The 22,823-nt window shown below is 70.9% G+C and carries 21 protein-coding genes, 1 pseudogene and 1 riboswitch; of the genes and pseudogenes, 13 read left to right on the top strand and 9 right to left on the bottom strand.

Going from position 1 to position 22,823, the window contains the following annotated elements; genetic code table 11:
• Positions 1 to 11: 11 nt before the first annotated feature.
• The 4 genes from ftsR to ACWIHY_RS14805 all read left to right on the top strand — a co-directional run bounded on the left by ftsR (position 12) and on the right by ACWIHY_RS14805 (position 3,590).
• On the top strand, positions 12 to 755 hold the full coding sequence (gene ftsR, locus ACWIHY_RS14820; protein ID WP_454376037.1) for a transcriptional regulator FtsR: 744 nt from the start codon (positions 12 to 14) through the stop codon (positions 753 to 755).
• Positions 756 to 808: 53 nt separating this feature from the next.
• Positions 809 to 1,282: a bifunctional nuclease family protein gene (locus ACWIHY_RS14815; RefSeq protein WP_006123076.1), complete on the top strand. Its 474-nt coding sequence runs from the start codon at positions 809 to 811 to the stop codon at positions 1,280 to 1,282.
• Positions 1,283 to 1,448: 166 nt separating this feature from the next.
• On the top strand, positions 1,449 to 2,069 hold the full coding sequence (locus ACWIHY_RS14810) for a MerR family transcriptional regulator (RefSeq protein ID WP_454376036.1): 621 nt from the start codon (positions 1,449 to 1,451) through the stop codon (positions 2,067 to 2,069).
• Between the two features lie 69 nt (positions 2,070 to 2,138).
• A complete protein-coding gene (locus tag ACWIHY_RS14805; RefSeq protein WP_454376035.1) occupies positions 2,139 to 3,590 on the top strand; it encodes a DNA polymerase IV in 1,452 nt (483 codons plus the stop codon).
• Here the strand turns inward: ACWIHY_RS14805 and ACWIHY_RS14800 are convergent.
• Entirely contained in the window at positions 3,518 to 3,883 is a 366-nt protein-coding gene (locus ACWIHY_RS14800; RefSeq protein ID WP_454376034.1) for a PRC-barrel domain-containing protein, read from the bottom strand. The genes ACWIHY_RS14805 and ACWIHY_RS14800 overlap by 73 nt on opposite strands.
• 114 nt (positions 3,884 to 3,997) lie before the next feature.
• Positions 3,998 to 4,094: riboswitch (glycine riboswitch) on the top strand.
• A 235-nt stretch (positions 4,095 to 4,329) separates the two neighbouring features.
• On the opposite strand from ACWIHY_RS14800, the gene gcvP reads away from it, so the two are divergent.
• Positions 4,330 to 7,215 carry an aminomethyl-transferring glycine dehydrogenase gene (gene gcvP, locus ACWIHY_RS14795; RefSeq protein ID WP_454376033.1) on the top strand — a complete coding sequence of 962 codons (2,886 nt, stop codon included), beginning with the start codon at positions 4,330 to 4,332 and terminating at the stop codon, positions 7,213 to 7,215.
• Between the two features lie 106 nt (positions 7,216 to 7,321).
• Here gcvP and ACWIHY_RS14790 read toward each other — a convergent pair whose 3' ends face one another.
• Together ACWIHY_RS14790 and ACWIHY_RS14785 are read right to left on the bottom strand one after the other, a co-directional pair.
• Positions 7,322 to 7,519 (bottom strand): DUF5999 family protein, encoded by a 198-nt coding sequence (locus ACWIHY_RS14790; RefSeq protein WP_454376032.1) that lies wholly within the window; start codon positions 7,517 to 7,519, stop codon positions 7,322 to 7,324.
• A 353-nt stretch (positions 7,520 to 7,872) separates the two neighbouring features.
• The gene (locus ACWIHY_RS14785; RefSeq protein ID WP_454376031.1) at positions 7,873 to 8,478 is read right to left on the bottom strand and encodes a hypothetical protein; all 606 of its coding nucleotides are present in this window, start codon (positions 8,476 to 8,478) and stop codon (positions 7,873 to 7,875) included.
• 495 nt (positions 8,479 to 8,973) lie between these two features.
• Between ACWIHY_RS14785 and ACWIHY_RS14780 the strand changes: the two genes are divergently transcribed.
• The gene (locus ACWIHY_RS14780) at positions 8,974 to 10,482 is read left to right on the top strand and encodes a glutamate-cysteine ligase family protein (RefSeq protein WP_454376030.1); all 1,509 of its coding nucleotides are present in this window, start codon (positions 8,974 to 8,976) and stop codon (positions 10,480 to 10,482) included.
• 31 nt (positions 10,483 to 10,513) lie between these two features.
• Here ACWIHY_RS14780 and ACWIHY_RS14775 read toward each other — a convergent pair.
• Positions 10,514 to 11,881, bottom strand: a pseudogene (locus tag ACWIHY_RS14775) (hypothetical protein).
• 173 nt (positions 11,882 to 12,054) lie between these two features.
• On the opposite strand from ACWIHY_RS14775, the gene ACWIHY_RS14770 reads away from it, so the two are divergent.
• Complete coding sequence (locus ACWIHY_RS14770; protein ID WP_454376029.1) at positions 12,055 to 12,861, top strand: CPBP family intramembrane glutamic endopeptidase; 807 nt, start codon at positions 12,055 to 12,057, stop codon at positions 12,859 to 12,861.
• A gap of 42 nt (positions 12,862 to 12,903) precedes the next feature.
• Here the strand turns inward: ACWIHY_RS14770 and ACWIHY_RS14765 are convergent, their stop codons facing one another.
• A complete protein-coding gene (locus tag ACWIHY_RS14765) occupies positions 12,904 to 13,749 on the bottom strand; it encodes a PhzF family phenazine biosynthesis protein (RefSeq protein WP_454376028.1) in 846 nt (281 codons plus the stop codon).
• 139 nt (positions 13,750 to 13,888) lie between these two features.
• On the opposite strand from ACWIHY_RS14765, the gene ACWIHY_RS14760 reads away from it, so the two are divergent.
• Positions 13,889 to 14,476 carry a PadR family transcriptional regulator gene (locus ACWIHY_RS14760; RefSeq protein ID WP_454376027.1) on the top strand — a complete coding sequence of 196 codons (588 nt, stop codon included), beginning with the start codon at positions 13,889 to 13,891 and terminating at the stop codon, positions 14,474 to 14,476.
• Between the two features lie 90 nt (positions 14,477 to 14,566).
• On the opposite strand, the gene ACWIHY_RS14755 is transcribed toward ACWIHY_RS14760, so the two are convergent.
• Positions 14,567 to 14,995: a type II toxin-antitoxin system Rv0910 family toxin gene (locus ACWIHY_RS14755; protein WP_454376026.1), complete on the bottom strand. Its 429-nt coding sequence runs from the start codon at positions 14,993 to 14,995 to the stop codon at positions 14,567 to 14,569.
• Positions 14,996 to 15,241: 246 nt separating this feature from the next.
• Between ACWIHY_RS14755 and ACWIHY_RS14750 the strand changes: the two genes are divergently transcribed.
• The 3 genes from ACWIHY_RS14750 to ACWIHY_RS14740 all read left to right on the top strand — a co-directional run bounded on the left by ACWIHY_RS14750 (position 15,242) and on the right by ACWIHY_RS14740 (position 18,094).
• A complete protein-coding gene (locus ACWIHY_RS14750) occupies positions 15,242 to 15,793 on the top strand; it encodes a peptidase (RefSeq protein ID WP_454376025.1) in 552 nt (183 codons plus the stop codon).
• A 40-nt stretch (positions 15,794 to 15,833) separates the two neighbouring features.
• Positions 15,834 to 16,934: an EamA family transporter gene (locus ACWIHY_RS14745; protein WP_454376024.1), complete on the top strand. Its 1,101-nt coding sequence runs from the start codon at positions 15,834 to 15,836 to the stop codon at positions 16,932 to 16,934.
• Between the two features lie 173 nt (positions 16,935 to 17,107).
• The gene (locus tag ACWIHY_RS14740) at positions 17,108 to 18,094 is read left to right on the top strand and encodes a DMT family transporter (RefSeq protein WP_454376053.1); all 987 of its coding nucleotides are present in this window, start codon (positions 17,108 to 17,110) and stop codon (positions 18,092 to 18,094) included.
• Positions 18,095 to 18,163: 69 nt separating this feature from the next.
• On the opposite strand, the gene ACWIHY_RS14735 is transcribed toward ACWIHY_RS14740, so the two are convergent.
• Positions 18,164 to 18,838: a pyridoxamine 5'-phosphate oxidase family protein gene (locus ACWIHY_RS14735; protein ID WP_454376023.1), complete on the bottom strand. Its 675-nt coding sequence runs from the start codon at positions 18,836 to 18,838 to the stop codon at positions 18,164 to 18,166.
• A gap of 23 nt (positions 18,839 to 18,861) precedes the next feature.
• Here ACWIHY_RS14735 and ACWIHY_RS14730 point away from each other — a divergent pair, with 23 nt between their 5' ends.
• Positions 18,862 to 20,199 (top strand): aminotransferase class I/II-fold pyridoxal phosphate-dependent enzyme, encoded by a 1,338-nt coding sequence (locus tag ACWIHY_RS14730; protein WP_454376022.1) that lies wholly within the window; start codon positions 18,862 to 18,864, stop codon positions 20,197 to 20,199.
• Positions 20,200 to 20,292: 93 nt separating this feature from the next.
• Here the strand turns inward: ACWIHY_RS14730 and ACWIHY_RS14725 are convergent, their stop codons facing one another.
• Positions 20,293 to 21,345: a DMT family transporter gene (locus tag ACWIHY_RS14725; RefSeq protein WP_454376021.1), complete on the bottom strand. Its 1,053-nt coding sequence runs from the start codon at positions 21,343 to 21,345 to the stop codon at positions 20,293 to 20,295.
• 38 nt (positions 21,346 to 21,383) lie between these two features.
• Between ACWIHY_RS14725 and ACWIHY_RS14720 the strand changes: the two genes are divergently transcribed.
• Positions 21,384 to 22,289, top strand: coding sequence for a LysR family transcriptional regulator (locus tag ACWIHY_RS14720; RefSeq protein WP_454376020.1), 906 nt, complete (start codon positions 21,384 to 21,386; stop codon positions 22,287 to 22,289).
• Positions 22,290 to 22,345: 56 nt separating this feature from the next.
• Here ACWIHY_RS14720 and ACWIHY_RS14715 read toward each other — a convergent pair whose 3' ends face one another.
• A complete protein-coding gene (locus tag ACWIHY_RS14715; protein WP_454376019.1) occupies positions 22,346 to 22,816 on the bottom strand; it encodes a pyridoxamine 5'-phosphate oxidase family protein in 471 nt (156 codons plus the stop codon).
• Positions 22,817 to 22,823: the final 7 nt, after the last annotated feature.

Here is a 22,823-nt window from a genome sequence, read left to right as displayed (position 1 = left end):
CGGGAAGGTCCATGCAGCGAACACCGACGGGCGGTGCCGGAAACGGCACCGCCACCGCGGGCGACCGGCTGATGAGTATCGGCACCGTGCTGAATCTGCTGCGTGACGAGTTTCCCGAGGTCACCATCTCCAAGATCCGTTTTTTGGAGACCGAGGGACTCGTCGAACCGCAGCGGACAGCCTCCGGCTACCGCAAATTCAACCCCGACCATGTCGAGCGGCTGGCCCAGGTGCTGCGCATGCAGCGCGACCACTACCTCCCGCTCAAGGTCATTCGCGAGCACCTCGACGCGCTGGAGCGCGGTGAGCAGGTGCGGCTTCCGGCTGCGGGTGCGCCGGGGGAACCGCACGACGGGGAGCCCGACCGAGGGACGGAACGCCCGACTGCCGCCCGGATCGGACGGGACGAGCTGCTGGCGGCCGCCGAGGTGGGCGAGGAACAGCTCGACGTATGGGAGTCGTACGGCCTGATCTCGCCCCTGCCGGGCGGTGGCTACGACGCCGAAGTCGTGACGGTGGCCAAGCTTGTCGCCGAATTCGGCCGGTTCGGTCTGGAACCGCGGCATTTGCGAGCGGTGAAAGCGGCGGCGGACCGCGAGGCCGATCTGGTCGAACAGGTCGTCGCGCCACTGCGTCGGCACCGGAATCCGCAGACCAGAGCCCATGCGGAGGCTACGGCCAAGGAACTCGCGGAGCTGTCCGTCAGACTCCATTCGGCCCTCATTCAGGCAGCCCTCGGCGTGCGGCTGCACTGAGCTTGGGGGATCCCGACTACCCAAACCTGCCAAGCACGTCCTAGGGTTGCTGTGTGAACGAGCTCGACGTCGTAGGTGTCCGGGTAGAAATGCCCTCGAACCAACCGATCGTGCTCCTGCGTGAAGTGGGAGGCGATCGGTACCTCCCCATCTGGATCGGGCCGGGGGAGGCGACCGCGATCGCCTTCGCCCAGCAGGGGATGGCCCCTGCCAGGCCGCTGACCCACGACCTCTTCAAGGATGTACTGGAAGCGGTCGGCCAGGAGCTCACCGAAGTCCGCATTACCGACCTGCGGGAAGGGGTCTTCTACGCCGAGCTGGTCTTTGCCAGCGGAGTCGAAGTGAGCGCCCGGCCGTCGGACGCCATAGCGCTGGCGCTGCGTACCGGGACGCCGATCTACGGCAGTGACGGTGTGCTGGACGACGCCGGTATCGCGATTCCCGACGAGCAGGAGGACGAGGTGGAGAAGTTCCGCGAGTTCCTCGACCAGATCTCTCCCGAGGACTTCGGGACCAACAGTCAGTGAGCCACACGCCAGAGCTGTCCGCGCATTCGAGTAGCCTTTCCCCGCAGTGAGGCACGGGAAACCACTCTCAGGGTGATTATCACTCGGCGTGCCGAGTGTGGCGATCGTTGACGCACCCCGGGTGACTGCCTACCGTCGACAGGGCAGGTCAAGGACGGAGGTCGGCGTGAGAAGCAGCGGCGACGGTACGGTGGCGGGCGGGCCGTATCCGCTTCACGGCAGTGCGGTCGACCCTCTGGCGGGGCGGCAGGGCGTGACGTCGGCCATGGGCGGGGCGACGGCGGCCGACAGCACGGAGAGCATCGGGTACCGGGGGCCCACCGCGTGCGCGGCGGCAGGCATCACGTACCGGCAGCTCGACTACTGGGCGCGTACGGGGCTGGTGGAGCCGAGTGTGCGGCCTGCCTACGGGTCGGGCACGCAGCGTCTCTACAGCTTCCGCGATGTCGTCGTCCTCAAGATCGTCAAGCGTTTCCTGGACACTGGGGTGGCGCTGCAGAACATCCGCGCCGCGGTCCAGCATCTGCGGGCGCGCGGCTTCCAGGATCTCGAGCGGATGACGCTCATGAGCGACGGGGCGACGGTCTACGAGTGCTCCTCGCCGGACGAGGTCGTCGAATTGCTCCAGGGCGGCCAGGGCGTCTTCGGGATCGCCGTGGGCGTGGTCTGGCGGGACGTGGAGAGTGCGCTGTCGCAACTGCACGGTGAGCGCGTCGACACGGGCGAGACGCTGGTCGGGCACAACCCCACCGACGAGCTGGCCCGGCGCCGTAACAAGGCCGGCTGACCGGGCGGCCCGGCTTCCCGCCGCGCCGCCGCCGTCCCATTGTCAGTGCCGTACGGCAGCATCGGTGGTGTGAGATCCGCGCCGACCATCCTGCATCTGGACATGGATGCCTTCTTCGCCGCCGCAGAGCAGGCAGCGAAGCCGAGTCTGCGCGGTAAGCCGGTGGTGGTCGGCGGTATCGGGACCCGTGGGGTCGTCGCCACCGCTTCGTACGAAGCCAGGCGGTTCGGGGTGCACTCCGCGATGCCGGTGGCCCAGGCGCGACGGCTGTGCCCCAACGCCGCCTATCTGATGCCGCGCTTCGCTCTCTACCGGTCGGTGAGCGAGCAGGTCATGGAGCTTCTCGGGCGGCTTTCCCCGCTGGTGGAGCCGCTGAGCCTGGACGAGGCGTTCGTCGACCTGGAGGCGGGCGGGGTGGCCGACGACTCGGCCTCGGCCCGCAGGGCCGGAGAGCTGCTGCGGGCCGACATCCGGGCCGTCACGGGACTCACGGGATCCGTGGGGCTCGCGGGCTCGAAGATGCTGGCGAAGATCGCTTCGGAGCAGGCCAAGCCGGACGGGCTGGCCCTCATAGAGCCGGGGACCGAGCGGGAGCTGCTGGGGCCCATGCCGGTGCGGATTCTGCCCGGGGTCGGGCCGGCCACCGGGGAGCATCTGCGGCGGGCGGGGATGACGACCGTCGCGGACCTGGCGGAAGCGGGCGAGGACGAGCTCGTACGGCTGCTGGGAAAGGCGCACGGGCTCTCGCTGTACCGAATGGCCGTCGGGCACGACGAGCGGCCCGTAGTGGCCGAGAGGGACGCGAAATCGGTGTCGGTCGAGGACACCTTCGAGGTCGATCTCCACGACCGGGTCCGGGTCAGGAACGAGGTGGTACGGCTGTCCGACCGGTGCGTGCAGCGGTTGCGGGCCGCCGGGCGCTCGGGCCGGACCGTGGTGCTGAAGGTGCGCAGGTACGACTTCTCGACGCTGACACGCTCGGAGACGCTGCGGGGGCCGACCGACGATCCGGCGGTCGTACGGGAGGCCGCGGGTCGGCTGCTCGAAGCGGTAGACACCACGGGCGGTGTGCGCCTGCTGGGCGTAGGCGTCACCGGGCTTGCCGACTTCACTCAGGAAGATCTCTTCGCGCAGGCGGCGGGTGAGCGCGCCGACGCCGAGGCGGAGGCGGGCGAGGAGTCCGGCGGGACGGCGGGCGCGGCACCGGGCGGCGGAGGGGAGCCGGCGGCGCCGGTGCCCGGGCCGCCGGTGGAGCGCCGGTGGCTGGCCGGGCAGGACGTGCGGCACGCCGAGTACGGAGCGGGGTGGGTGCAGGGCAGTGGTGTGGGGAGGGTGACCGTGCGGTTCGAGGAGCCGACATCGCCGCCGGGGCGGGTGAGGACCTTCAGGGTGGACGATCCGGATCTGGCGCCGTCGGACCCGCTCCCGCTGGTGCGGGCGTCCGCGGATCAGGCCGGGTCGTCGCCGGCCAGCCGCCCGAAGTCCCGGTCGGGGGCGGGGGAGGAGATGTCGAGCCCGTAGTGGTGGTAGAGCTGTAGTTCCTGCTCGGGGGAGAGGTGGCGGCCCACACCGAAGTCGGGGGCGTCCCGGATCAGGGCGCGGTCGTAGGGCACCCGCAGGGAGTCGTCGACGAACTTGCTGGGCTCCAGGGGCACGAAGGCGTCCCGGCTGAAGAGGCCGGTGCGTACCGCGGCCCATTCGGGCACACCGGTGGCGTCGTCGAGGTAGACCTCGTCCACCGTTCCGATCTTGGTGCCGTTGCGGTCGTACGCCTTGCGGCCGATCAGGCTGCGCGGATCGATGTCGGTCTGCACGGTCCCTCCAACTGATCGCAGCTGCTCCGTAGACCCTACGAAAGTGCACAACTGTGGACTCGGCCACTCGAGGGATCCATGACGGGCCTCGCTGGTAGGCTGGCCAATGGCTGCTGACCCCGTGCGGGAGAGTCTCCGGTGAACGTGCCGGAGGCGCCGAAGGAGCAAATCCTCCCCGGAATCTCTCAGGCCCACGTACCGCACGGACGAGGTCACTCTGGAAAGCAGGGCGGGCGTCGGACGGGAATGTGCTGGAGGACAGCACAGCACCTGTCGCGGACCCCGTCCTCACCGACGGTGAAAGCCGGAACGACTCTCGACGTCAGCGACGTCCGCACGGTCTTCCGGTGAAGCTCTCAGGTTGAGATGACAGAGGGGGAGGCCGTCCGGGTACCCGTGCCGTGGTGCCCCTCGCAGGTCGCGTCAGACCAGGAGGCCTTCCGCAGATGACCGCAAACCGCATTCCGCTCTCACAGCTTGAGCGTGGCATCCCCTTCGAGCAGCGCCACATCGGGCCCGATGCCGAAGCTCAGGCCAAGATGCTTGCCCAGGTCGGGTACGGCTCGCTCGACGAGCTGACCGCGGCCGCGGTGCCGGACGTCATCAAGAGCGCCGAGGCGCTCGGGCTGCCCGACGCGCGCACCGAGGCCGAAGTGCTGGCCGAGCTGCGCACGCTCGCCGACCGCAACCAGGTGCTCGCCCCGATGATCGGGCTCGGGTACTACGGCACCTTCACGCCGCCGGTGATCCTTCGCAACGTCATGGAGAACCCGGCCTGGTACACGGCGTACACGCCCTACCAGCCGGAGATCTCGCAGGGCCGCCTGGAGGCGCTGCTCAACTTCCAGACGATGGTCGCGGACCTGACCGGTCTGCCGACCTCGGGCGCCTCGCTGCTCGACGAGGGCACCGCCGCCGCCGAGGCCATGTCGCTCGCGCGCCGCGTCGGCAAGGTCAAGAACGGCGTCTTCCTCATCGACGCGGACACGCTGCCGCAGACCGTGGCCGTGATCCAGACCCGGGCCGAGCCGACCGGGGTCGAGGTCGTCGTCGCCGACCTGTCCGGCGGCATTCCGGCCGAGGTGGCCGAGCGTGGTGTCTTCGGCGTCCTGCTCCAGTACCCGGGTGCCTCCGGCGCCGTACGCGACATCAAGCCCGTCATCGAGCAGGCGCACGAGCTCGGGGCGATCGTTACGGTCGCCGCCGACCTGCTGGCGCTGACGATGCTGACCTCGCCCGGCGAGCTCGGCGCGGACATCGCGGTGGGCACCACCCAGCGTTTCGGTGTCCCCATGGGCTTCGGCGGCCCGCACGCGGGGTTCATGGCCGTACGCGAGAAGTTCGCGCGCAGCCTCCCGGGGCGGCTCGTCGGCGTCTCCGTCGACGCGGACGGCAACAAGGCGTACCGGCTGGCGCTCCAGACGCGTGAGCAGCACATCCGCCGCGAGAAGGCCACCAGCAACATCTGTACCGCGCAGGTCCTGCTCGCGGTCATGGCCGGTATGTACGCCGTCTACCACGGCCCCGACGGCCTGCGCGGCATCGCGCGCCGCACCCACCGGTACGCGACGCTCCTCGCCGAGGGACTGCGCGCCGGCGGCGTCGAGGTCGTGCACGGTACGTACTTCGACACGCTGACCGCCCGCGTCCCGGGCAGGGCGGCCGACGTCGTCGCCGCGGCCCGTGAGGTCGGCGTCAACCTGTACCTGGCCGACGCCGACCACGTCTCCATCGCCTGCGACGAGACGACGGCGCGCGCACAGATCTCCGCGGTCTGGGCGGCTTTCGGTGTCGACGCCGACATCGAGGCGCTCGACGCGAAGGCGGCCGACGCGCTGCCGGAGGGTCTGCTGCGGACCGACGCGGTCCTCACGCACCCCGTCTTCCACCAGCACCGCTCCGAGACCGCGATGCTGCGCTACCTGCGCAAGCTCGCCGACCGCGACTACGCGCTCGACCGCGGTATGATCCCGCTCGGTTCGTGCACGATGAAGCTGAACGCGACCACCGAGATGGAGCCGGTCACCTGGCCGGAGTTCGGGGCGGTCCACCCCTTCGCGCCCGTCGAGCAGGCGCAGGGTTACCTCACGCTCATCCACGAGCTGGAGGAGCGCCTCGCCGAGGTCACCGGGTACGACGCGGTGTCGATCCAGCCCAACGCCGGTTCGCAGGGCGAGCTCGCGGGTCTGCTGGCGGTCCGGGCGTACCACCGGGCCAACGGCGACGACCAGCGCACGGTGTGCCTGATCCCGTCGTCCGCGCACGGCACGAACGCCGCGAGCGCGGTCATGGCCGGCATGAAGGTCGTCGTCGTCAAGACCCGCGAGGACGGCGAGGTCGACGTCGAGGACCTGCACGCCAAGATCGAGCAGTACCGCGACGAGCTGTCGGTGCTGATGATCACCTACCCGTCCACGCACGGGGTGTTCGAGGAGCACGTCGCCGACATCTGCGCGACGGTGCACGAGGCCGGCGGTCAGGTGTACGTCGACGGCGCCAACCTCAACGCGCTGGTCGGCCTCGCCAAGCCGGGCAAGTTCGGCGGCGACGTCTCGCACCTGAACCTGCACAAGACCTTCTGCATCCCGCACGGCGGCGGCGGCCCCGGCGTCGGCCCGGTCGGCGTACGCGCCCACCTCGCGCCGTACCTGCCGAACCACCCGCTCCAGCCGACCGCCGGTCCCGAGACGGGTGTGGGGCCCATCTCGGCCGCTCCGTGGGGCTCGGCGGGGATTCTGCCGATCTCGTGGGCGTACGTCCGTCTGATGGGCGGCGAGGGGCTCAAGCGGGCGACTCAGGTGGCTGTGCTGGCCGCGAACTACATCGCCAAGCGCCTGGAGCCGCACTACCCCGTGCTCTACACCGGTCCGAACGGGCTGGTGGCGCACGAGGCCATCGTCGACCTGCGGCCGCTGTCGAAGTCGACGGGCGTCAGCGTGGACGACATCGCCAAGCGGCTCATCGACTACGGCTTCCACGCGCCGACCATGTCGTTCCCGGTGGCGGGCACGCTGATGATCGAGCCGACCGAGAGCGAGGACCTGGCGGAGATCGACAGGTTCTGCGACACGATGATCGCCATTCGTGCGGAGATCGAGAAGGTCGCGTCGGGCGAGTGGCCGGCGGACGACAACCCTCTGCGCAACGCGCCGCACACGGCGGCCGCGCTGGGCGGCGAGTGGGAGCACGCGTACAGCCGTGAGGTGGCGGTCTTCCCGGCCGGGGTCTCGGCCGCGGACAAGTACTGGCCGCCGGTGCGCCGCATCGACGGTGCGTTCGGTGACCGCAACCTTGTCTGCTCGTGCCCGCCGCTGGACGAGTACGACAACTGACGGACGCGGTAGGCCTCTCGGAGGCGTGCGCACGTGTCGGGGCCGGTTCGGAGGATTCCTCCGGGCCGGCCCCTCGTTGCAGCGGTGCAGCGGCGTACTGGCAGGGTCAGGCGGCCCTGACCACGTCAAGTGGACGGTGTGGAGCGATGATCTGGCCGTCCGGCAGCAGCTCACCGGTGTCCTCGAACACGAGAACTCCGTTGCACAGCAGGCTCCAGCCCTGTTCCGGGTGGTGCGCCACAAGAAGCGCGGCCTCCCGGTCGGGTGAGTCGGCGGTCGGGCAGGGTGGCTGGTGCTGGCACATGGATGGGTTCTTTCGCTGCGTTGTGGTGAGTGTCCTGCGGCTCGATGCGGTGTTCATGGCCGCCCCCCGTATCAGTCGGTCCGGTCCCAGTGTTGCCCTACGGGCGTCGTTCCGCAGGGATTTCGCGGCAGCTCTCCTTACTGATTAATGACGCATCACTCGTGCGGACGGTTCAGCCCAACCGGGGCGCCACTTCGGGTGGTTCGGGGTGGCCGATACGGGCTAGTCCGGATGGGGTGCCGGATGGGTACGAGGGGGCCCGGACGGCACTGCGCCCCGTGGCCGGGGCGGGCACGGGGCGCAGTGGAGGCGAACGGCTCCGGCGAACAGCGCCGGAGAGCAGGCCGCTGTCGTCAGGCGGGCTGGCTGAGGAGCGGAACGGTCGGCGGCGTGAGCCGGTGGGTGAGCAGCGGAAGCAGGTCGGCGGCCCGGTGCGGACGGTGCGAGGCGATGCCGGGCGGTGCGGGTGCCAGAGGTACGAGCAAGTCGGTCGGAAGCGGCATCGTCTCGGTGGCGTCGGACTCGGCGTCGGCCGCCGGGCCGTCGTGCAGCCACAGGGTGAACATGTAGAGCTCCGGTACGGACAGCAGGCGCGGTTGGTAGCGCGTCGTCATGGCCTCGGCCTGCCGCAGCGCGAGCTGGCTGGAGGCGATGTAGGGGCCCTCGCAGAAGTGGGAGAAGGCCCACCCGTCGGGGGTGAGCACGGTGTCGGCGGCGGCCACCGTACGGTCACCGCTGCGGATGAGGAACCGCCAGCCGGTCAGCCGGGTGCGCGGCGGCCTGCCTGACGGGATGATCCCGTCCAGTACATGGAGGGGAAGCGGGAACTCGGGGCTGAGGGGTCCCTGAGCCGTACGGAGAGCCGGGGGGCGGGCCTCACGGACGGCGGTGGGGGAACCGAGTGCCGCGAGGACGCTGCGCAGGGCGGGCGCGGGAGCCGGGGGAACAAGCAGCGGCATGGTGGGTCGCCTCTCACTTGGGAGACACGGTGATGCGTGGGTGTGCGTGGGCGGTGCGGACGGCGCTGTCTGCGTTCCGGGGTCAGAGGGGGGCCGTGGGGCGATGGCCGGGCGCCAACTCTCTGCCTCGTCTGCGGAGTTTATACGAGCCGTGTTCACATGATGTTTCTGCTAGCTGTCGCCGGCATTGCGGGCAAGGCGGTATCAGGACCTTTTCCTGCGGAGAATCTACCCATTCATCTCGGGTGCAGGCCTGTGGCCTGGAAAGTTCCGCCGCCAGCGGTCGGCCGAAACTCGTAGGTCTTTTTCACCAGCGCCCGCCGGGTGGAATCTGCTTTGTGCCGCATGCCGAGTGAATGTGCCGCTGGGGTTCCACAATGAGGGTACTCGGTGATTGGTGGCCGCGGGGCGTTACTGATCAGCCCGTCTGGGCATCATCGACCGTGACGTAAGTGCCCGATGCTGTGAGCCGCCCACTCGAGGAGGGATGCTTCGATGGGGGAGAAGGTCGTGGCAGGCGGGTTCGACCTGTCGGACCGGCAGAGGTACCGGAGGAAACTCCAGCAGTGCCTGGCGGGACTGGGGCGACTGCTGGCGGAGAAGCGGTTCGACCGTCCCAAGAACTTCATGGGACTGGAGATCGAGCTCAATCTCGCCGGGGCCGACGGTATGCCGATGATGATGAACGCCGAGGTACTCGAGCGGATCGCCAGCCGTGATTTCCAGACCGAACTCGGCATGTTCAATCTGGAAGTAAATATCGTGCCTCACCGGCTGGGAGGCCGCGTTTTCGATCAGCTCGCCGAGGAGTTGCGCACCGGTCTGGGATATGCCCACAGGAAAGCGAAAGAGGTCGACGCGGGCATCGTGATGATCGGAATTCTGCCGACGCTCGGGCGCCACGACCTGGTCTCGGCGAATCTCTCCGACGTCGACCGCTACCAGCTGCTCAATGATCAGATCGTCACCGCGCGGGGTGAGGACTTCACGGTCGACATCACCGGGGTCGAGCGTCTGACCTGCACTTTCGCCTCCATCGCGCCGGAAGCGGCCTGTACGTCCGTGCAGTTGCACCTTCAGGTCACGCCGGATCGGTTCGCGGATGTGTGGAACGCGGCCCAGGCGATCTCGGGGGTGCAGATCGCACTGGGTGCCAACTCGCCGTTCCTCTTCGGCCGCGAGCTGTGGCGCGAGTCCCGCCCGCCCCTCTTCCAGCAGGCGACCGACACCCGGCCGCCGGAACTCCAGGCGCAGGGCGTGCGGCCCAGGACATGGTTCGGCGAGCGGTGGGTGGAATCGGCGTACGAGCTCTTCGAGGAGAACCTGCGGTACTTCCCGGCCCTCCTGCCGATCTGCGACGACGAGGACCCGCTCCTCGTGCTCGACGACGGCGGGGTGCCGCGGCTCCAGGAGCTCGTGCTGCACAACGGGACGGTCTACCGCTGGAACCGGCCGGTGTACGGGCTGGCCGACGGCGTGCCGCATCTGCGGGTGGAGAACAGGGTGCTGCCGGCGGGGCCGACAGTGACGGACGTGATCGCCAACGCGGCCTTCTACTACGGGCTGGTGCGGGCGCTGGCGGAGGACGCGCGGCCGGTGTGGAAGCGGCTGCCCTTCGAGGCCGCGGAGGAGAACTTCGACACCGCGTGCCGGTACGGGATCGACGCGGAGATCCTCTGGCCGAAGCCGGGCCGCGCGGGCGGGACGGCGCGGGTGCCGGCCGTCAGGCTCGTACGGGACGAACTGCTGCCGCTGGCCGCGGCCGGGCTCGACGCCTGGGGCATCGAGCCCGCCGACCGGGACTACTACCTCGGCGTCATCGAGCAGCGGTGCAGGCGGCGCGTGAACGGCGCTTCCTGGCAGGTGGACACGTACCACCGGGCCCTGGAGGCCGGCCTGGAGCGCGAAGCCGCGCTGGCCGCCACGACGCGCCGCTACAGCGAGCTGATGCACCAGGGCGATCCGGTGCACACCTGGCCGGTGGGGTTCCCGGGGCGGGCGTGAGGCGAGCGGCGGACGGTACGGGCCCGCCCGGTCAGCCGCCCCGGCCCGCCTCCATGATGGCCTGGAGGATGAAGGCGTGGATCACGGCGGGGTCGCTGACCTGGTATCCGCCGCCGCCCGTGACGGAGGCGATCGCCTCGGCCTCCTCCCTGTCGGCGTCCGGGCGCACGGCGATCGCGATCACCGGGACCGGCCGCTCGGGGTCGGAGAGCCGCTCCAGCTCGGCGATCAGGGTGCCGCGGGAGATGCTGTACCGGTCCTGGTTCGAGCCGTCCGTGAGGGGGCGACAGCGTTGAACTTGCCGCTCGCGTAGCTGTCCCGGGCGCCCTTGTAGGCGGCCAGCGTGGTGTCGTACAGGCCCGTCGCACCGCCCGGGACGGGGGCGAGCGCGGAGAACGCCGCCGAAAGACTGTCGCGCTGTGTGCCGCCTCCGGACACGGGGTCGCCGAGCCGGGTGGTCGCCACCTTCCTGCGGTAGTCGCGCGGACCGTCGAGGTTCGTGGCGAAGTCCCACAGGCCGATCTCGTCCTCGGGAGTGAACTGGGAGAGGGCCCGGAGCAGCGACGCCTTCGTGACGTCCATGCGTGACTGGCCGCCGCGCCCCGGCACGGGGGCGGCCATGGACCCCGAGGCGCGTCCACCACCGTCGTCAGCCGGGCGCTCTGCACCGTGATGGTCCACATGCCGAGCGTCTTCTGGACGTCCTCGCTCGACAACGGCTCCGCCGCGGCCGACGCGTACGGCTGGGGCGGGCGGCCGTCGGCGACTCGTACGACATCCTCGGAGAACGGCTTGTCCGGCGTACGGAACCCGCGGCGGCCAGGACCTCGCGGCTCTGCGGTTCGCCGAGCAGCGTCATGAAGCGCATGGCCGCGCGGCGCTCGTCGGCGGACAGTCCGGGCTCGTCGACGAGGGTGTACGGGTAGTCGGGCTGGGGGGCGCCGTTCTTCGGGTGGAAGACCTCGGAGCCGGGTGCGCCGCCCGCGCTGTTGTACGCGAAGGCCGCCTGCTCGGAGAGGAGTACGGCCTGGTCCGGCGGGGGCCGCCCGTGTCCGTGCCGGAGCCGTCCCGTGCCAGCGTCCGCAGAGCTTGCGGTTCGCCGGCCGAGACGCGCTGCGAGAGGAGCTTGGCGGCCGGCCGCGACCTCGCTGTCGCGGGCGCGACCGGCCGCCGCGCGCACGGCGGGGGCGATGTCGGGGGAGGCGACGACCTTCAGACGGACGGCGGAGTCCGCGCACGAAGCGGAGAAGGACAACAGGTCGCCCCTGACCGCGAACGCGGTTCCCGCAGCGAGGCCAAGGACAAGCAGGGTGGTGACGGCGAGCGTGCGGCGGTGAGCGCGTGAACCGGACCTGGTGCCGTCGTTCGCTTCGTCGTCGGGCAAGCTGTGACGTCCCATGGCAGTGGAGCCCTCCTTGGATCTCGAACAAATCCCGGTCAAGGAAAGGGGGCTCGCTACTGGAAAGGCGCTCGTCCCCCCCCGGCCTGTCGCGCGCGATCTTCGTACCTGCATTCGAGACCCTGGCGGGGCGGAGTTGGGGATGAGCCGGGATCGCGGAACTGGAGGCTGGTGTGCAGGCAGAGGCGGGGCGGGTGGCCGATTTCCCTACGGGGCAGGGGGTGACACGACAGATCCTGCGGGTCGAAGTACTGATCGTCCTGGCGCTCTCGCTGGGCGCGAGCGGGGTGTCGTCCCTGATCAGGTTTGTCGGAGCCGTTACCAGGCCGGGCGGGCTCAAGGACCAGGCGGCGCATCTCAACACGTCCGCCGCGCCCGGGCGGCCGTGGCTGGATCTCGCCTGGCAGTTGTTCGGCATCACGTCGGCGCTCGCGCCGGTCGCGCTCGTCGCGTACCTGCTGTTGCGGGAGGGCGCGGGACTGCGCGCGATCGGGTTCGACCGGACGCGGCCCTGGCCGGATCTGGGGCGGGGAACGCTGGTCGCGGCGGGGATCGGCAGCGCCGGGCTCGCCTTCTACCTGATCGCCATCGAGTCGGGGTTCAACCTCACGGTGGTGCCGGAATCGCTGCCGCCGGTGTGGTGGAAGTTCCCGGTGCTGATCCTCTCGGCGCTGCAGAACTCCGTACTGGAGGAGGTCATCGTCGTCGGGTATCTGCTGCGCAGACTTGACCAGTTGGGGTGGTCGCCGAAGGCCTCTCTGGCGGCGAGTTCGGTGCTGCGCGGCTCGTACCACCTGTACCAGGGGATCGGCGGCTTCATCGGCAACATGGTGATGGGCGCCGTCTTCGTGCTGCTGTACCGGCGTTGGGGGCGGGTCGGGCCGCTGGTGGTGGCGCACACGCTGCTCGATGTGGGGGCGTTCGTGGGGTACGCGCTGCTGGCGGGCGAGGTGGGGTGGCTGCCGACTATGAAGGAGTGAGGAAGGGGGCGTACGGAAGATCCGTACGCCCCCTTCGGGCTTTCAGGTGCTCTGCGGGCCGGCGCCGGGCCGTGGGGCGAGCAGCTCTCCGTCGATGACGGTGAAGGCGCCGCCGGTCAGCAGGGTGCGGTCGCCGCGCAGCGAGGTGGCGACGAGGCCGGAGCGGCCGGACGCCTGGAGGCCGGTCAGGTCGTCGCGGCCCAGGCGGGCCGACCAGAACGGGGCGAGGGCCGTGTGCGCGCTGCCGGTCACCGGGTCCTCGTCGATGCCGACCTGGGGGAAGAAGCAGCGCGAGACGAAGTCGTAGCCGTCGGAGGGGCCTTCGGCGGCGGCCGTGGCGATGATGCCGCGCCTTGAGTGGGCCACGAGGCCGGCGAAGTCGGGTGTGAGCGCGCGTACGGTCCGCTCGTCGGCCAGCTCCACCAGCAGATCGCCGATGTGCGGTCCGGTGTCGCGTGCCGAGAGAACCTCCGCGCCCAGGGCCACACCGACGCCGTCGGGAACCGGGACCGCGGAGAGCGGCGCGGTCGGGAAGTCGAGGGTGAAGGCGCCGTCGGACCGCGCGGTGGCGGTGAGGATCCCGCAGAGCGCGGAGAAGCGCACGGTGCCCTTCGAGGCGCCCGTGGAGTGCAGGACATGCGCCGTGGCCAGGGTCGCGTGGCCGCACATGGCGACCTCGGCCGCGGGGGTGAACCAGCGCAGTGCCCAGTCCGCGTCGCCGCCCGCAGGGAGCGGGTGCGCGAAGGCGGTCTCGGAGAGGTTCACCTCGGCGGCCACCTGCCGGAGCCAGGCGTCGTCGGGGAACGTGTCGGAGTCCAGCAGCAGCACTCCGGCCGGATTGCCGGCGAAGGGCCGGTCGGTGAAGGCGTCGACGATTCGAATCCGCATGGACATGAACGTAGGGCCGCGGCAAAGCCGCAGGCCAAGGCCAATTTCGGATGCCTGGCCTCATTTGTGCTTGTCGGTCGAGCTATTCCGATATATCGTTGGAGTATCGCGACAGATCAACGATGGAAGGAGCGTAGCGATGCGTTCACATGGACATGGGGACTGCGGGCCCGGCCATCGCGGTCGGGGTGAGTTCGAGGGGCGGCGTGCCGCCTTCGGCCCCTTCGGGCCACCGTTCGGCGGGCCGTGGGGTGGCGGCGGACGTGGGCGAGGCGGACCGAGGGGCAGGGCGCGGCGCGGCGACGTGCGCGCGTCGATCCTGGCGCTGCTGGCCGACCGGCCCATGCACGGCTACGAGATGATCCAGGAGATCGGCGAGCGCAGTGGCGGGGCCTGGCGGCCCAGCCCCGGCTCGGTCTACCCGACGCTCCAGCTGCTCGAGGACGAAGGCCTGATCGTCAGTGAGAGCGAGGGCGGCAAGAAGCTGTTCACGCTCACCGACGCCGGGCGCACCGAGGCCGAGGCGGGGCCGCAGGCCCCGTGGGAGGAAGCGGGGCGCGGCGTCGACTGGGAGACGATGAACGAAGTCCGCCAGGCGGGATTCGGCCTGATGGAGGCGTTCGGCCAGGTCTGGAAGACCGGTTCGGCCGAGCAGCGGCAGAAGGCTCTCGCTGTCATCAACGAGTCCCGCAAGAAGCTCTATCTGATCCTTGCCGACGAGGACTGAGGCGCGGCAGGAAGAGCCGGGCAGGGCTGGAGCAGCAGGAGCAGCGGCGCCCCGCGGACATCCGCGGGGCGCCGGCTCGTGTCCGCCGGCTCAGGTGACCAGGCCGTCGAGCCTGCGCAGCGACTCGCTCAGCGCGGCGCCCGCCGAGTCCTTCAGCTTGCCCGCCATCAGGGAAACGGCGGCGCCGGTGAACTCGCCGTCGATGCGTACCAGGGTGCCGCCGCCCTCGGGTGCGAGCGAGTACCGCATGGCGAGGTTGACGCCCATCGGCCCCTTCCCCCTGGTGGCGAGGAGCCTGGCAGGCTCCAGCTCCTCGACCGTCCAGGTGACCTCGGCGGGGAAGCCCATGAGCTTCATGTTCTCGTCGTACGTCGCCGAGACCTCGAGCACCGCGGGGCCGCCTCCGGGGAAGCTGGTGTGGGTCGCGTTCCACTCGGCGTACGAGGTGAAGTCCGTCAGCTGCGCCCAGATTTTCTCGGCCGGCGCCCCGATGTGTGCCTCCGCGCTGGCTTCGGCCATGCGACCACCCCTTCTCGTCACCGTTCGGCGGCTGTCGTCGGCTGTGTGTCGCGGAACGTAGCCCGGCGGGGCGGAACATTCAATACTGATGAACTGTCAGATCCGTCGGGGCCAGGCACAGTCCCGATATTCCTGGTCTCATCCGTAAGGAGGAGAGCCCGGGCCGGGTTGCCCAACTTCCGTGGGATGCGCGAATGCTCCTCGGCGGGGATGTTCGCGCCGGCGGCGGCTGATGAGGTGGGAGATGTGCAAAGCCCTACCCCGCGGGTTCCCCATCAGCCCGCTCCCCGGCGTGCGGACGTCGCGGCCGGGCTCACCGCGGAGCTCGCCTCGGTGGTCGCGGGCGCGCGCAGACGGGCGCTGCGGGACGGCGACCGGCAGATCGACACCGCGCATCTGCTGCACTCGGTGATCGAGACCGATCCGGAGGTCCGGGCCGCGTTCGACGGACCGCCGCAGCTCGCCAGGGTGCTCGGCTATCTCGTACAGCGCAGCATCGGCTACGGGCTGCGCTGGCAGGGCGCGGTGGAGGAGTCCGGCACGGTGCCGCCGGTGCGGGATTCGGCGGGTGTGGCGGGTGTGTTGGATGTTGCCGGCTGGTCGCCCGCCGCTGTCGCGGCCATGGCGGGCGCCCTGGAGCGAGCCGCGGCGCGGGGCGATCAGCGGGCCTGCGGGCTCGATCTGTTCGCCGTACTCGCGGCGGATCCCGGTTGCCGGGCGGTCGAAGTGCTGCGGCGGGGCGGGGTGAACACGGAGCTGCTGGCAGGGCGTCTGCGCGGGGCGTCTCGACAGGCGTAACAGGGGTGACGCTCCTGACCCCGGCTGGCATGATGTGCCGATGCATGCGTCTCAGGGAAAGAGCGCCGGCCTGGGACTTGCCCTGGCATCGGCGTTCGCATTCGGCGGTTCCGGTGTCGCGGCCAAGCCGCTGATCGAAGCGGGGCTCGACCCGCTGCACGTGGTGTGGCTGCGGGTGGCGGGTGCCGCTCTCGTCATGCTGCCCGTGGCCTGGCGCCACCGGGACCTGCTGCTGCGCAAGCCCGCTCTGCTCGCCGGTTTCGGCCTGCTCGCGGTCGCCGGTGTGCAGGCCTTCTACTTCGCCTCGCTGTCCCGGATCCCGGTCGGTGTCGCCCTGCTCATCGAGTATCTCGCCCCGGCCCTGGTGCTCGGATGGGTCCGGTTCGTGCAGCGCAGGCCGGTGACGCGGGCGGCCGCGGTCGGTGTGGTGCTGGCCGTCGGGGGCCTGGCCTGCGTCGTCGAGGTGTGGGCGGGGCTGAGTTTTGACGCCCTGGGGCTGCTGTTCGCGCTCGGTGCCGCTTGTTGCCAGGTCGGTTACTTCGTCCTGTCCGACCAGGGCGGCTCCGGCGACGACGCGGCCGATCCGCTCGGCGTCATCGCGTACGGACTGCTCATCGGGGCCGCGGTGCTGACCGTGGTGGCCCGCCCCTGGGGCATGGACTGGTCGCTGCTGGCGGGGAACGCCGACATGGGCGGGACGGCTGTGCCGGCCGCGCTGCTGCTCGGCTGGATCGTGCTGATCGCCACCGTCGTCGCGTACGTGACGGGCGTGGTATCGGTGCGCAAGCTGTCGCCGCAGGTGGCGGGTGTGGTGGCCTGCCTGGAGGCGGTCATCGCGACCGTACTGGCGTGGGTGCTGCTGCGTGAGCACCTGTCCGCGCCGCAGATCATCGGTGGGGCCGTGGTGCTGATCGGTGCGTTCATCGCGCAGTCGTCGGCTCCCAAGGCTCCGAGCGGTCCTGTGGCGGGCGGGGCACCCGTGGTAGATGCGGCATCTGTGGTGGGTGGGGCTTCTGCGAGGGGCGAGGCAGCTGTGGTGGGTGAGGCGGATGCGGGCCTCGGGCGTGCGGATCTTGGGCGGCATGCCGATCTCGGGAGGTCTGCCGACGGTGAGTTGTCCGCGGGCCGGACCGCACCGTAGGGTGATGATCATGCATCTGACTGTGCTTCCGCCTCCCGCCGCGTAACGCGGGCGGCATTGCCGAAGACGAAGACCGGGCTCGGGCAGTCCCCGAGCGGTTCGTCGCTGCCCGCGTGCGGAGTCCAGCGACCACCACCTGTCCCGTCTTCACGCGGAGAAGTCACGTGTCGAAACTGTCCATTCCTTCCTCAGGCCTGCCCGTCGGGCGTGGCCTCGTCTATCTGATCATCGCCGGAACGGCCTGGGGCACCGCGGGAGCGGCCGCCTCTCTCACCTTCACGGCCAGCGATCTCGGGCCGCTCGCCCTGTCCTTCTGGCGCTGCGCCGGGGGGCTGGTGCTGCTGATGGCCGCCCGTGCGGTACGGCGGCGCCGGGTTGTCGCGCTGGGTGCGGCTGCTGCGGGAGCGGATGGCGCGCCGGCCGAGCCTCGTAAGCGGCGGCTGACGCGCGTTGTTGTCACCGGGCTCGGGCTCACCGTCTTCCAGAGCGCGTACTTCGCGGCCGTGCAGGCCACCGGGCTCGCCGTCGGAACCGTCGTCACCATGGGCGCGGCGCCGGTGCTGATCGCGCTGGGTGCGCGGCTGACCATGGGAGAGCGGCTGGGTCGTGCCGGGGCGCTCACCGTGGTCGGGGCGATTGCCGGGCTCGCCGTGATGGTGCTGGGCAGCGGTGAAACTGCCGTGCGGCCCGTCGGCGTCTTCTTCGCCCTGCTGTCTGCGGCGGGGTACGCCGCGATGACGCTGCTCACACGGCGGCTCGGGCGTGACGGTGGCGGCGGCGATCCGTTCCGTACGACCGCCTGGGCTTTCGCGATCTGCTCGCTGTGCCTGATGCCGTTCGCGGCTGTTGAAGGGCTGTTGCCGCACACCGCCGATCCGGTGCGGGTGGCGTGGCTGCTGGTGTACGTGGCGGCGGTGCCGACGGCGCTCGCGTACGCGCTCTACTTCGCCGGGGCGGCCGTGGTCCGGTCCGCGACAGTGTCGGTGATCACGCTGCTCGAGCCGGTGAGCGCGGCGGTCATCGCGGTCGTGCTGCTGGACGAGCACCTGACGGTGGCCACCGTGGTGGGCACGCTGCTGCTGCTCGCGGCGGTGGCGGGGCTGGCGCTCACGGAGGCGAGGGCGGCGGTGGGCCGGAGGGCTGCCGGGGTGCTCGTGTAGGGGCGGCGGGCCGGGCCGGGGCGCACTTCTGCCCGCCCCGGCCCCTCCCCGGCCGGCCTGGGCCGTGGGTCAGAGCGTCGTGAGGTAGTCGGGGAGCGCGACGGCCGGGTCCAGGTCGGCTGCCGGGATCGGGGCGCCGTACCCGCGGGTCAGGGGCACGACGCCCGTCCAGTGGGGGAGCGAGGCGTCCTCGGGCTCGTCGTTGGGGCCGCCGGTGCGTACCTTCGCGGAGACCTCCTTCAGATCGAGGCGGATCACGGCGGTCGCCGCGAGCTCCTTGGCGTTGGCCGGGCGCGAGTCGTGGGAGCGGCCGGGGACCACGTGGTCGACGAGCGCGTCGAGGGCGGTGCGGCGCTCTTCCTCGTCGATGACCTGGTGGGCCGTGCCGTGGACGACCACGGAGCGGTAGTTCATGGAGTGGTGGAAGGCGGAGCGGGCGAGGACCAGTCCGTCGACGTGGGTGACGGTCAGGCAGACGGCGAGACCGGGGTCGCTCTCGCCGGCCATGCGCAGGGGCCGGGAGCCCGTGGAGCCGTGCACATAGAGGCGGTCGCCGACCCGGCCGTACAGCGTCGGCAGGACCACGGGCGCGCCGTCACGGACGAAGCCGAGGTGGCACACGTAACCCTCGTCGAGTATCGCGTGCACCAAGTCGCGGTTGTACGAGGCGCGTTCCCGGGAGCGTGTCGGGACCGTGCGCTCGGAAGGCGCGTAGGAGGTGGTGTCCGGCATTGCGTTCTCCATTGCACTAGTGCATAGTTGTCTTTGTGCTAGGGCGAGAGTATCGGATCAGTGGGCGGCGTGCATCGGAGATTGCCGCGAGTGTGGAGCGTGCGGTGGGTTCCGGGGAACTGGAGCCCGGTCAACTGCTGCCTCCCATGCGTGAGTTGGCAGGGGAACTGGGGGTCAATCCGAATACGGTCGCGGCCGCGTACCGGACGCTGCGCGAGCGTGGGGTGATCGAGACCTCGGGCCGCCGGGGCAGCCGGGTTCGTCCGCGGCCTGCCAGTACGGCGCGGGACTCGATCAGGGTCGACGTACCGCCCGGTGTGCGCGACTTGAGCGAGGGCAATCCTGATCCCGCGTTGCTGCCGCTGCTGCACGACGCCTTCGCGGCTGCCGCGCGGCACAATGCCGAGCGGCCCGTGCTGTACGGGCAGGATGCCGTCGACCCGGATTTCGCGCGGCTCGCGCGGGCCGCGTTCGACGCGGACGGGGTGCCGGGCGGGCCTGTGGCCGTCACGTCCGGGTCGCTGGACGCGATCGAGCGCGTCCTGGCCGCGCACCTGAAGCCGGGTGACGCGGTGGCCGTCGAGGACCCGGGGTGGGGCGCCCTGCTCGATCTCATCCCCGCGCTCGGGCTGACCGCCGTACCGGTCGGGCTCGACGACAACGGGCCGCTGCCCGGTGAGGTCGAACGGGCGCTGCGGGGCGGGGCGCGGGCGCTGGTGATCACCGACCGGGCCCAGAACCCGACCGGTGCGGCGGTGAGCGTCGCGCGAGCCCAGGAGTTGCGCGGTGTCCTGGTGACGTTCCCGGGCGTCCTGCTCATCGAGGACGACCACGGGCACGCCATCGTCGATCTGCCGGTGCGTCCGCTCGCCGGGCTGACCGACCACTGGGTGTTCGTGCGGTCCGTCGCGAAAGCGTACGGCCCCGACCTGCGGCTCGCCATGATGACCGGCGACCCGGTCACCGTGGACAGGGTGATGGGCCGGCAGCGGCTCGGGCCCGGCTGGGTGAGCCGGCTGTTGCAGCGGGCGGTCGTTGAGCTGTGGGAGGCGGGCGCCGTGGACGTGCGGGCCGTCTCGCAGGAGTACGGCAGGCGGCGGGACGCGCTGGTGCGGGCGCTGGCCGAGCGGGGGATCGAGGCGCACGGGCGCAGCGGTCTGAACGTGTGGGTGCCGGTGGCGGACGAGACGGGGGTGGTGGCGCGGCTGCTGCACTCGGGGTGGGCCGTCGTGCCGGGGGCGCGGTTCCGGATGGCGGCGCCGCCGGGCGTGCGGGTGACCGTTTCGGCGATGACTCCGGCCGACGTCGGACCGCTCGCCGACGCCATCGCGGCGGCGGCCGGACCAGCGCCGGGGGGACGGCGCTACGGGTGAGGGCCGGCCGCCTGCCCCGCGACGCGAGCTCGAACCCAGCCCGACCCCAGCCTGATCCGGCGCCGGGCTCAGTCGGATCAAGCCCGCCTGCTGTCAGTCGTGGCTCGCGACCGTGCTTCGGGATCGGGCGCGGCTCTGGGTCAGGGCCGCGCCCGCGAGGACGACAAGCGCGCCCACCGGGGTGTTCCAGCTGAGGTGCTCGCCCAGCAGCGTGACGCCCGCGACGGTGGCGATGACCGGGATGAAGTAGGTGACCATCTGTGCGGTCGTCGGGCCGATCTCGGCGACGAGGTTGTACTGGAGCAGCATCGCGAAGCCCGTGCCGAGCGCGCCGAGTGCCACCACCGCGAGCAGCGGGACGACCGGGAACGACGTCGGCATGGTGGTGAACAGAGGGGTCGCCACGGCCAGTTGCGCGGTGCCGAGCAGGAGTTGCGCGCCGGTCATGGAGAGGGCGGAGTTGCCGCTACCGCCGAGCGTACGGCGCAGGTAGATCCAGCCCACCGGGTAGCTGAGCGAAGCGAGCAGCGCCATCGCCGTACCGCTGAAGTCGAGGCCCGAGAAACCCTGCCAGGCGCCGAGCACGGTCAGTACGCCGATGAAGCCGATGCCGAGCCCCGCGACGCGGCGCCGGGTCGGGCGGTCCTCGGAGAACGCCACCACCGAAAGCGCCATGCCCCACAGTGGCGATGTGGCGTTGCAGATGCCGGCCAGCGTCGAGGGGATCGTCAGCTCGGAGTAGGCGAAGAGCGTGAACGGCAGGGCGTTGAGGAAGAATGCAGCGACAGTCAGATGGCCCCACGTACGGGCGCCGCGCGGCAGCCCCACCCGCTTGACGGCCATCGCGGCAGCGAGCACGGCCGTACCGAAGAGAAGTCGCCCGAGGGTCACTTGGAACGGGGCGTAGGCCTGTGTGCCGACCTTGATCAGCAGGAAGCTGAAGCCCCAGATCAGCGCGAGCACGCCGAAGCGGATGCGCCAGTCCAGGGCCGGGCGCCGGACGGACGCGGGAGGGGCCTCCGGAGCGGCGTCAGGTGTCTCGCCAGGTGTGGCGTCAGGTGTGGCTGGGTTGGCGGACGGCGCGGCGCGGCGTGTGGAGGCGAGGCTCATGATGTTTACCCTGGCCTGCCCCACCTCGTAGCACAAGCGAGATTTTGTGGAGCTGACCGCTTAGTATCGCTTACATGTTGAATCTGGAGCGCCTGCGTACGCTCGACGCCCTCGCCCGGCACGGTTCGGTCAGTGGCGCGGCGGAGGGCTTGCATGTGACGACCTCCGCCGTCTCACAGCAGATGGCCAAGCTGGAGCGCGAGGTCGGTCAGCCCCTGCTCGCCAAGAACGGCCGCGGCGTCCGCCTCACCGATGCCGGAAGGCTGCTCGCCGACCACGCTGCCCGCATCCTCTCCCAGGTTGAGCGTGCGCAGTCCGACATCGAGGCGCAGCGCGGCCGCGTCGTCGGTGATCTCACCGTGGCCGCATTCCCCACCGCCGCCCGGGGTCTGCTGCCGGCCGCCCTTGCCGCGCTTCGCGTCGAGCACCCGCAACTGCGGGTGAAGATGCAGGAGCTTGAGCCCGCCGAGTCGGTACGCGGGGTCGTGCGCGGTGACTTCGATCTCGCCGTCGTGCTCGACTGGTACAACAGGCCGCTCTCCATGCCGGAAGGGCTCGCGAAGCAGGAACTGCTCCACGACCCCGCCGACGTCGCGATGCATGTCGACCATCCGCTCGCCGACCGCAGCGCCGTGGACCTGGAGGAGTTCGCCGACGACGACTGGGTCACCTGGGCGGAGGGCGAGTTCTGCCACGAGTGGCTGATGTTCACGCTGCGCGGCAAGGGTGTCGAGCCCCGGATCGCGCATGTCGCCGAGGAGCACGCCACCCAGCTCGCCCTGATCGCCGAGGGGCTCGGGGTGTGCGTGGCGCCCCGGCTGGGGCGCGGGCCTGTGCCGGACGGGGTACGTGTCGTACCGGTGCGGCATGCGATGCGGCGCCACGTGTACGCCGTCTGGCGCGCCGACGCCGACCGGCGGCCCTCCATCCGTGCGGCGGTCGACGCGCTGAGCGCGGCGGGCGCGGCCGTCGTCAGCTGAACCCGGGCCCGCGCGCCCGGAGCGGGCTGAGGTGCCAGGAGTAACGTCCCCGGGGCTCAGGCGGCGCCGCCGAGCTTGCGGAAGTCCCAGGACGTCACCGCGTCCGGCGTCAGCCGCAGCCAGGCGTGCCGCCCGTCGTGCGGCATCTGCGTCATGTCGAAGTACTTGCGGGGGAAGAGCCGCTCGGGTACCTCGAGTTCGGGGCAGGGCTCGCCGGTGCGCGGCGACTCGCCCACGAAGACGGCGGTGCCGGAGAGCTCGATGCCGCGCAGTTCGCCGTACTCCACCCCGTCGTCGACCACCACGGCCAGCCGGGCGTCCTTGCGGAGCTGCGCCCACCGGCGGCTCCGGGTGATCGAGTACAGCCACAGGGAATCCCCGTCCCAGACGAACCACAGGGCGCCGACGTGCGGGCTGCCGTCCGTCGAGACGGTCGCCACCCGGCAGGTGCGCTGTTCGGTGAGGAATGAGTCCCGCTCGGCGTCCGTCATCATGATGCGGCGGCCTCTGCGCTGCGTGGCGCTCATGCGCGTC

This window comes from Streptomyces sp. NPDC055287 (assembly GCF_053646035.1).
Note: the sequence above shows the minus strand (reverse complement) of the source record. Positions and strands in the feature narration are given on the sequence as shown.

What these genes read in the sequence shown, in the direction of transcription:
- ACWIHY_RS14760 (WP_454376027.1), top strand. Translation starts at nt 13,889, where the DNA reads ATGCGTTCACATGGACATGGGGACTGCGGGCCCGGCCATCGCGGTCGG.
- ACWIHY_RS14720 (WP_454376020.1), top strand. Translation starts at nt 21,384, where the DNA reads ATGTTGAATCTGGAGCGCCTGCGTACGCTCGACGCCCTCGCCCGGCAC.
- ACWIHY_RS14735 (WP_454376023.1), bottom strand. Translation starts at nt 18,838, where the DNA reads ATGGAGAACGCAATGCCGGACACCACCTCCTACGCGCCTTCCGAGCGC.
- gcvP (WP_454376033.1), top strand. Translation starts at nt 4,330, where the DNA reads ATGACCGCAAACCGCATTCCGCTCTCACAGCTTGAGCGTGGCATCCCC.
- ACWIHY_RS14785 (WP_454376031.1), bottom strand. Translation starts at nt 8,478, where the DNA reads ATGCCGCTGCTTGTTCCCCCGGCTCCCGCGCCCGCCCTGCGCAGCGTC.
- ACWIHY_RS14715 (WP_454376019.1), bottom strand. Translation starts at nt 22,816, where the DNA reads ATGAGCGCCACGCAGCGCAGAGGCCGCCGCATCATGATGACGGACGCC.
- ACWIHY_RS14780 (WP_454376030.1), top strand. Translation starts at nt 8,974, where the DNA reads ATGGGGGAGAAGGTCGTGGCAGGCGGGTTCGACCTGTCGGACCGGCAG.
- ACWIHY_RS14745 (WP_454376024.1), top strand. Translation starts at nt 15,834, where the DNA reads ATGCATGCGTCTCAGGGAAAGAGCGCCGGCCTGGGACTTGCCCTGGCA.
- ACWIHY_RS14790 (WP_454376032.1), bottom strand. Translation starts at nt 7,519, where the DNA reads ATGTGCCAGCACCAGCCACCCTGCCCGACCGCCGACTCACCCGACCGG.
- ftsR (WP_454376037.1), top strand. Translation starts at nt 12, where the DNA reads ATGCAGCGAACACCGACGGGCGGTGCCGGAAACGGCACCGCCACCGCG.
- ACWIHY_RS14765 (WP_454376028.1), bottom strand. Translation starts at nt 13,749, where the DNA reads ATGCGGATTCGAATCGTCGACGCCTTCACCGACCGGCCCTTCGCCGGC.
- ACWIHY_RS14755 (WP_454376026.1), bottom strand. Translation starts at nt 14,995, where the DNA reads ATGGCCGAAGCCAGCGCGGAGGCACACATCGGGGCGCCGGCCGAGAAA.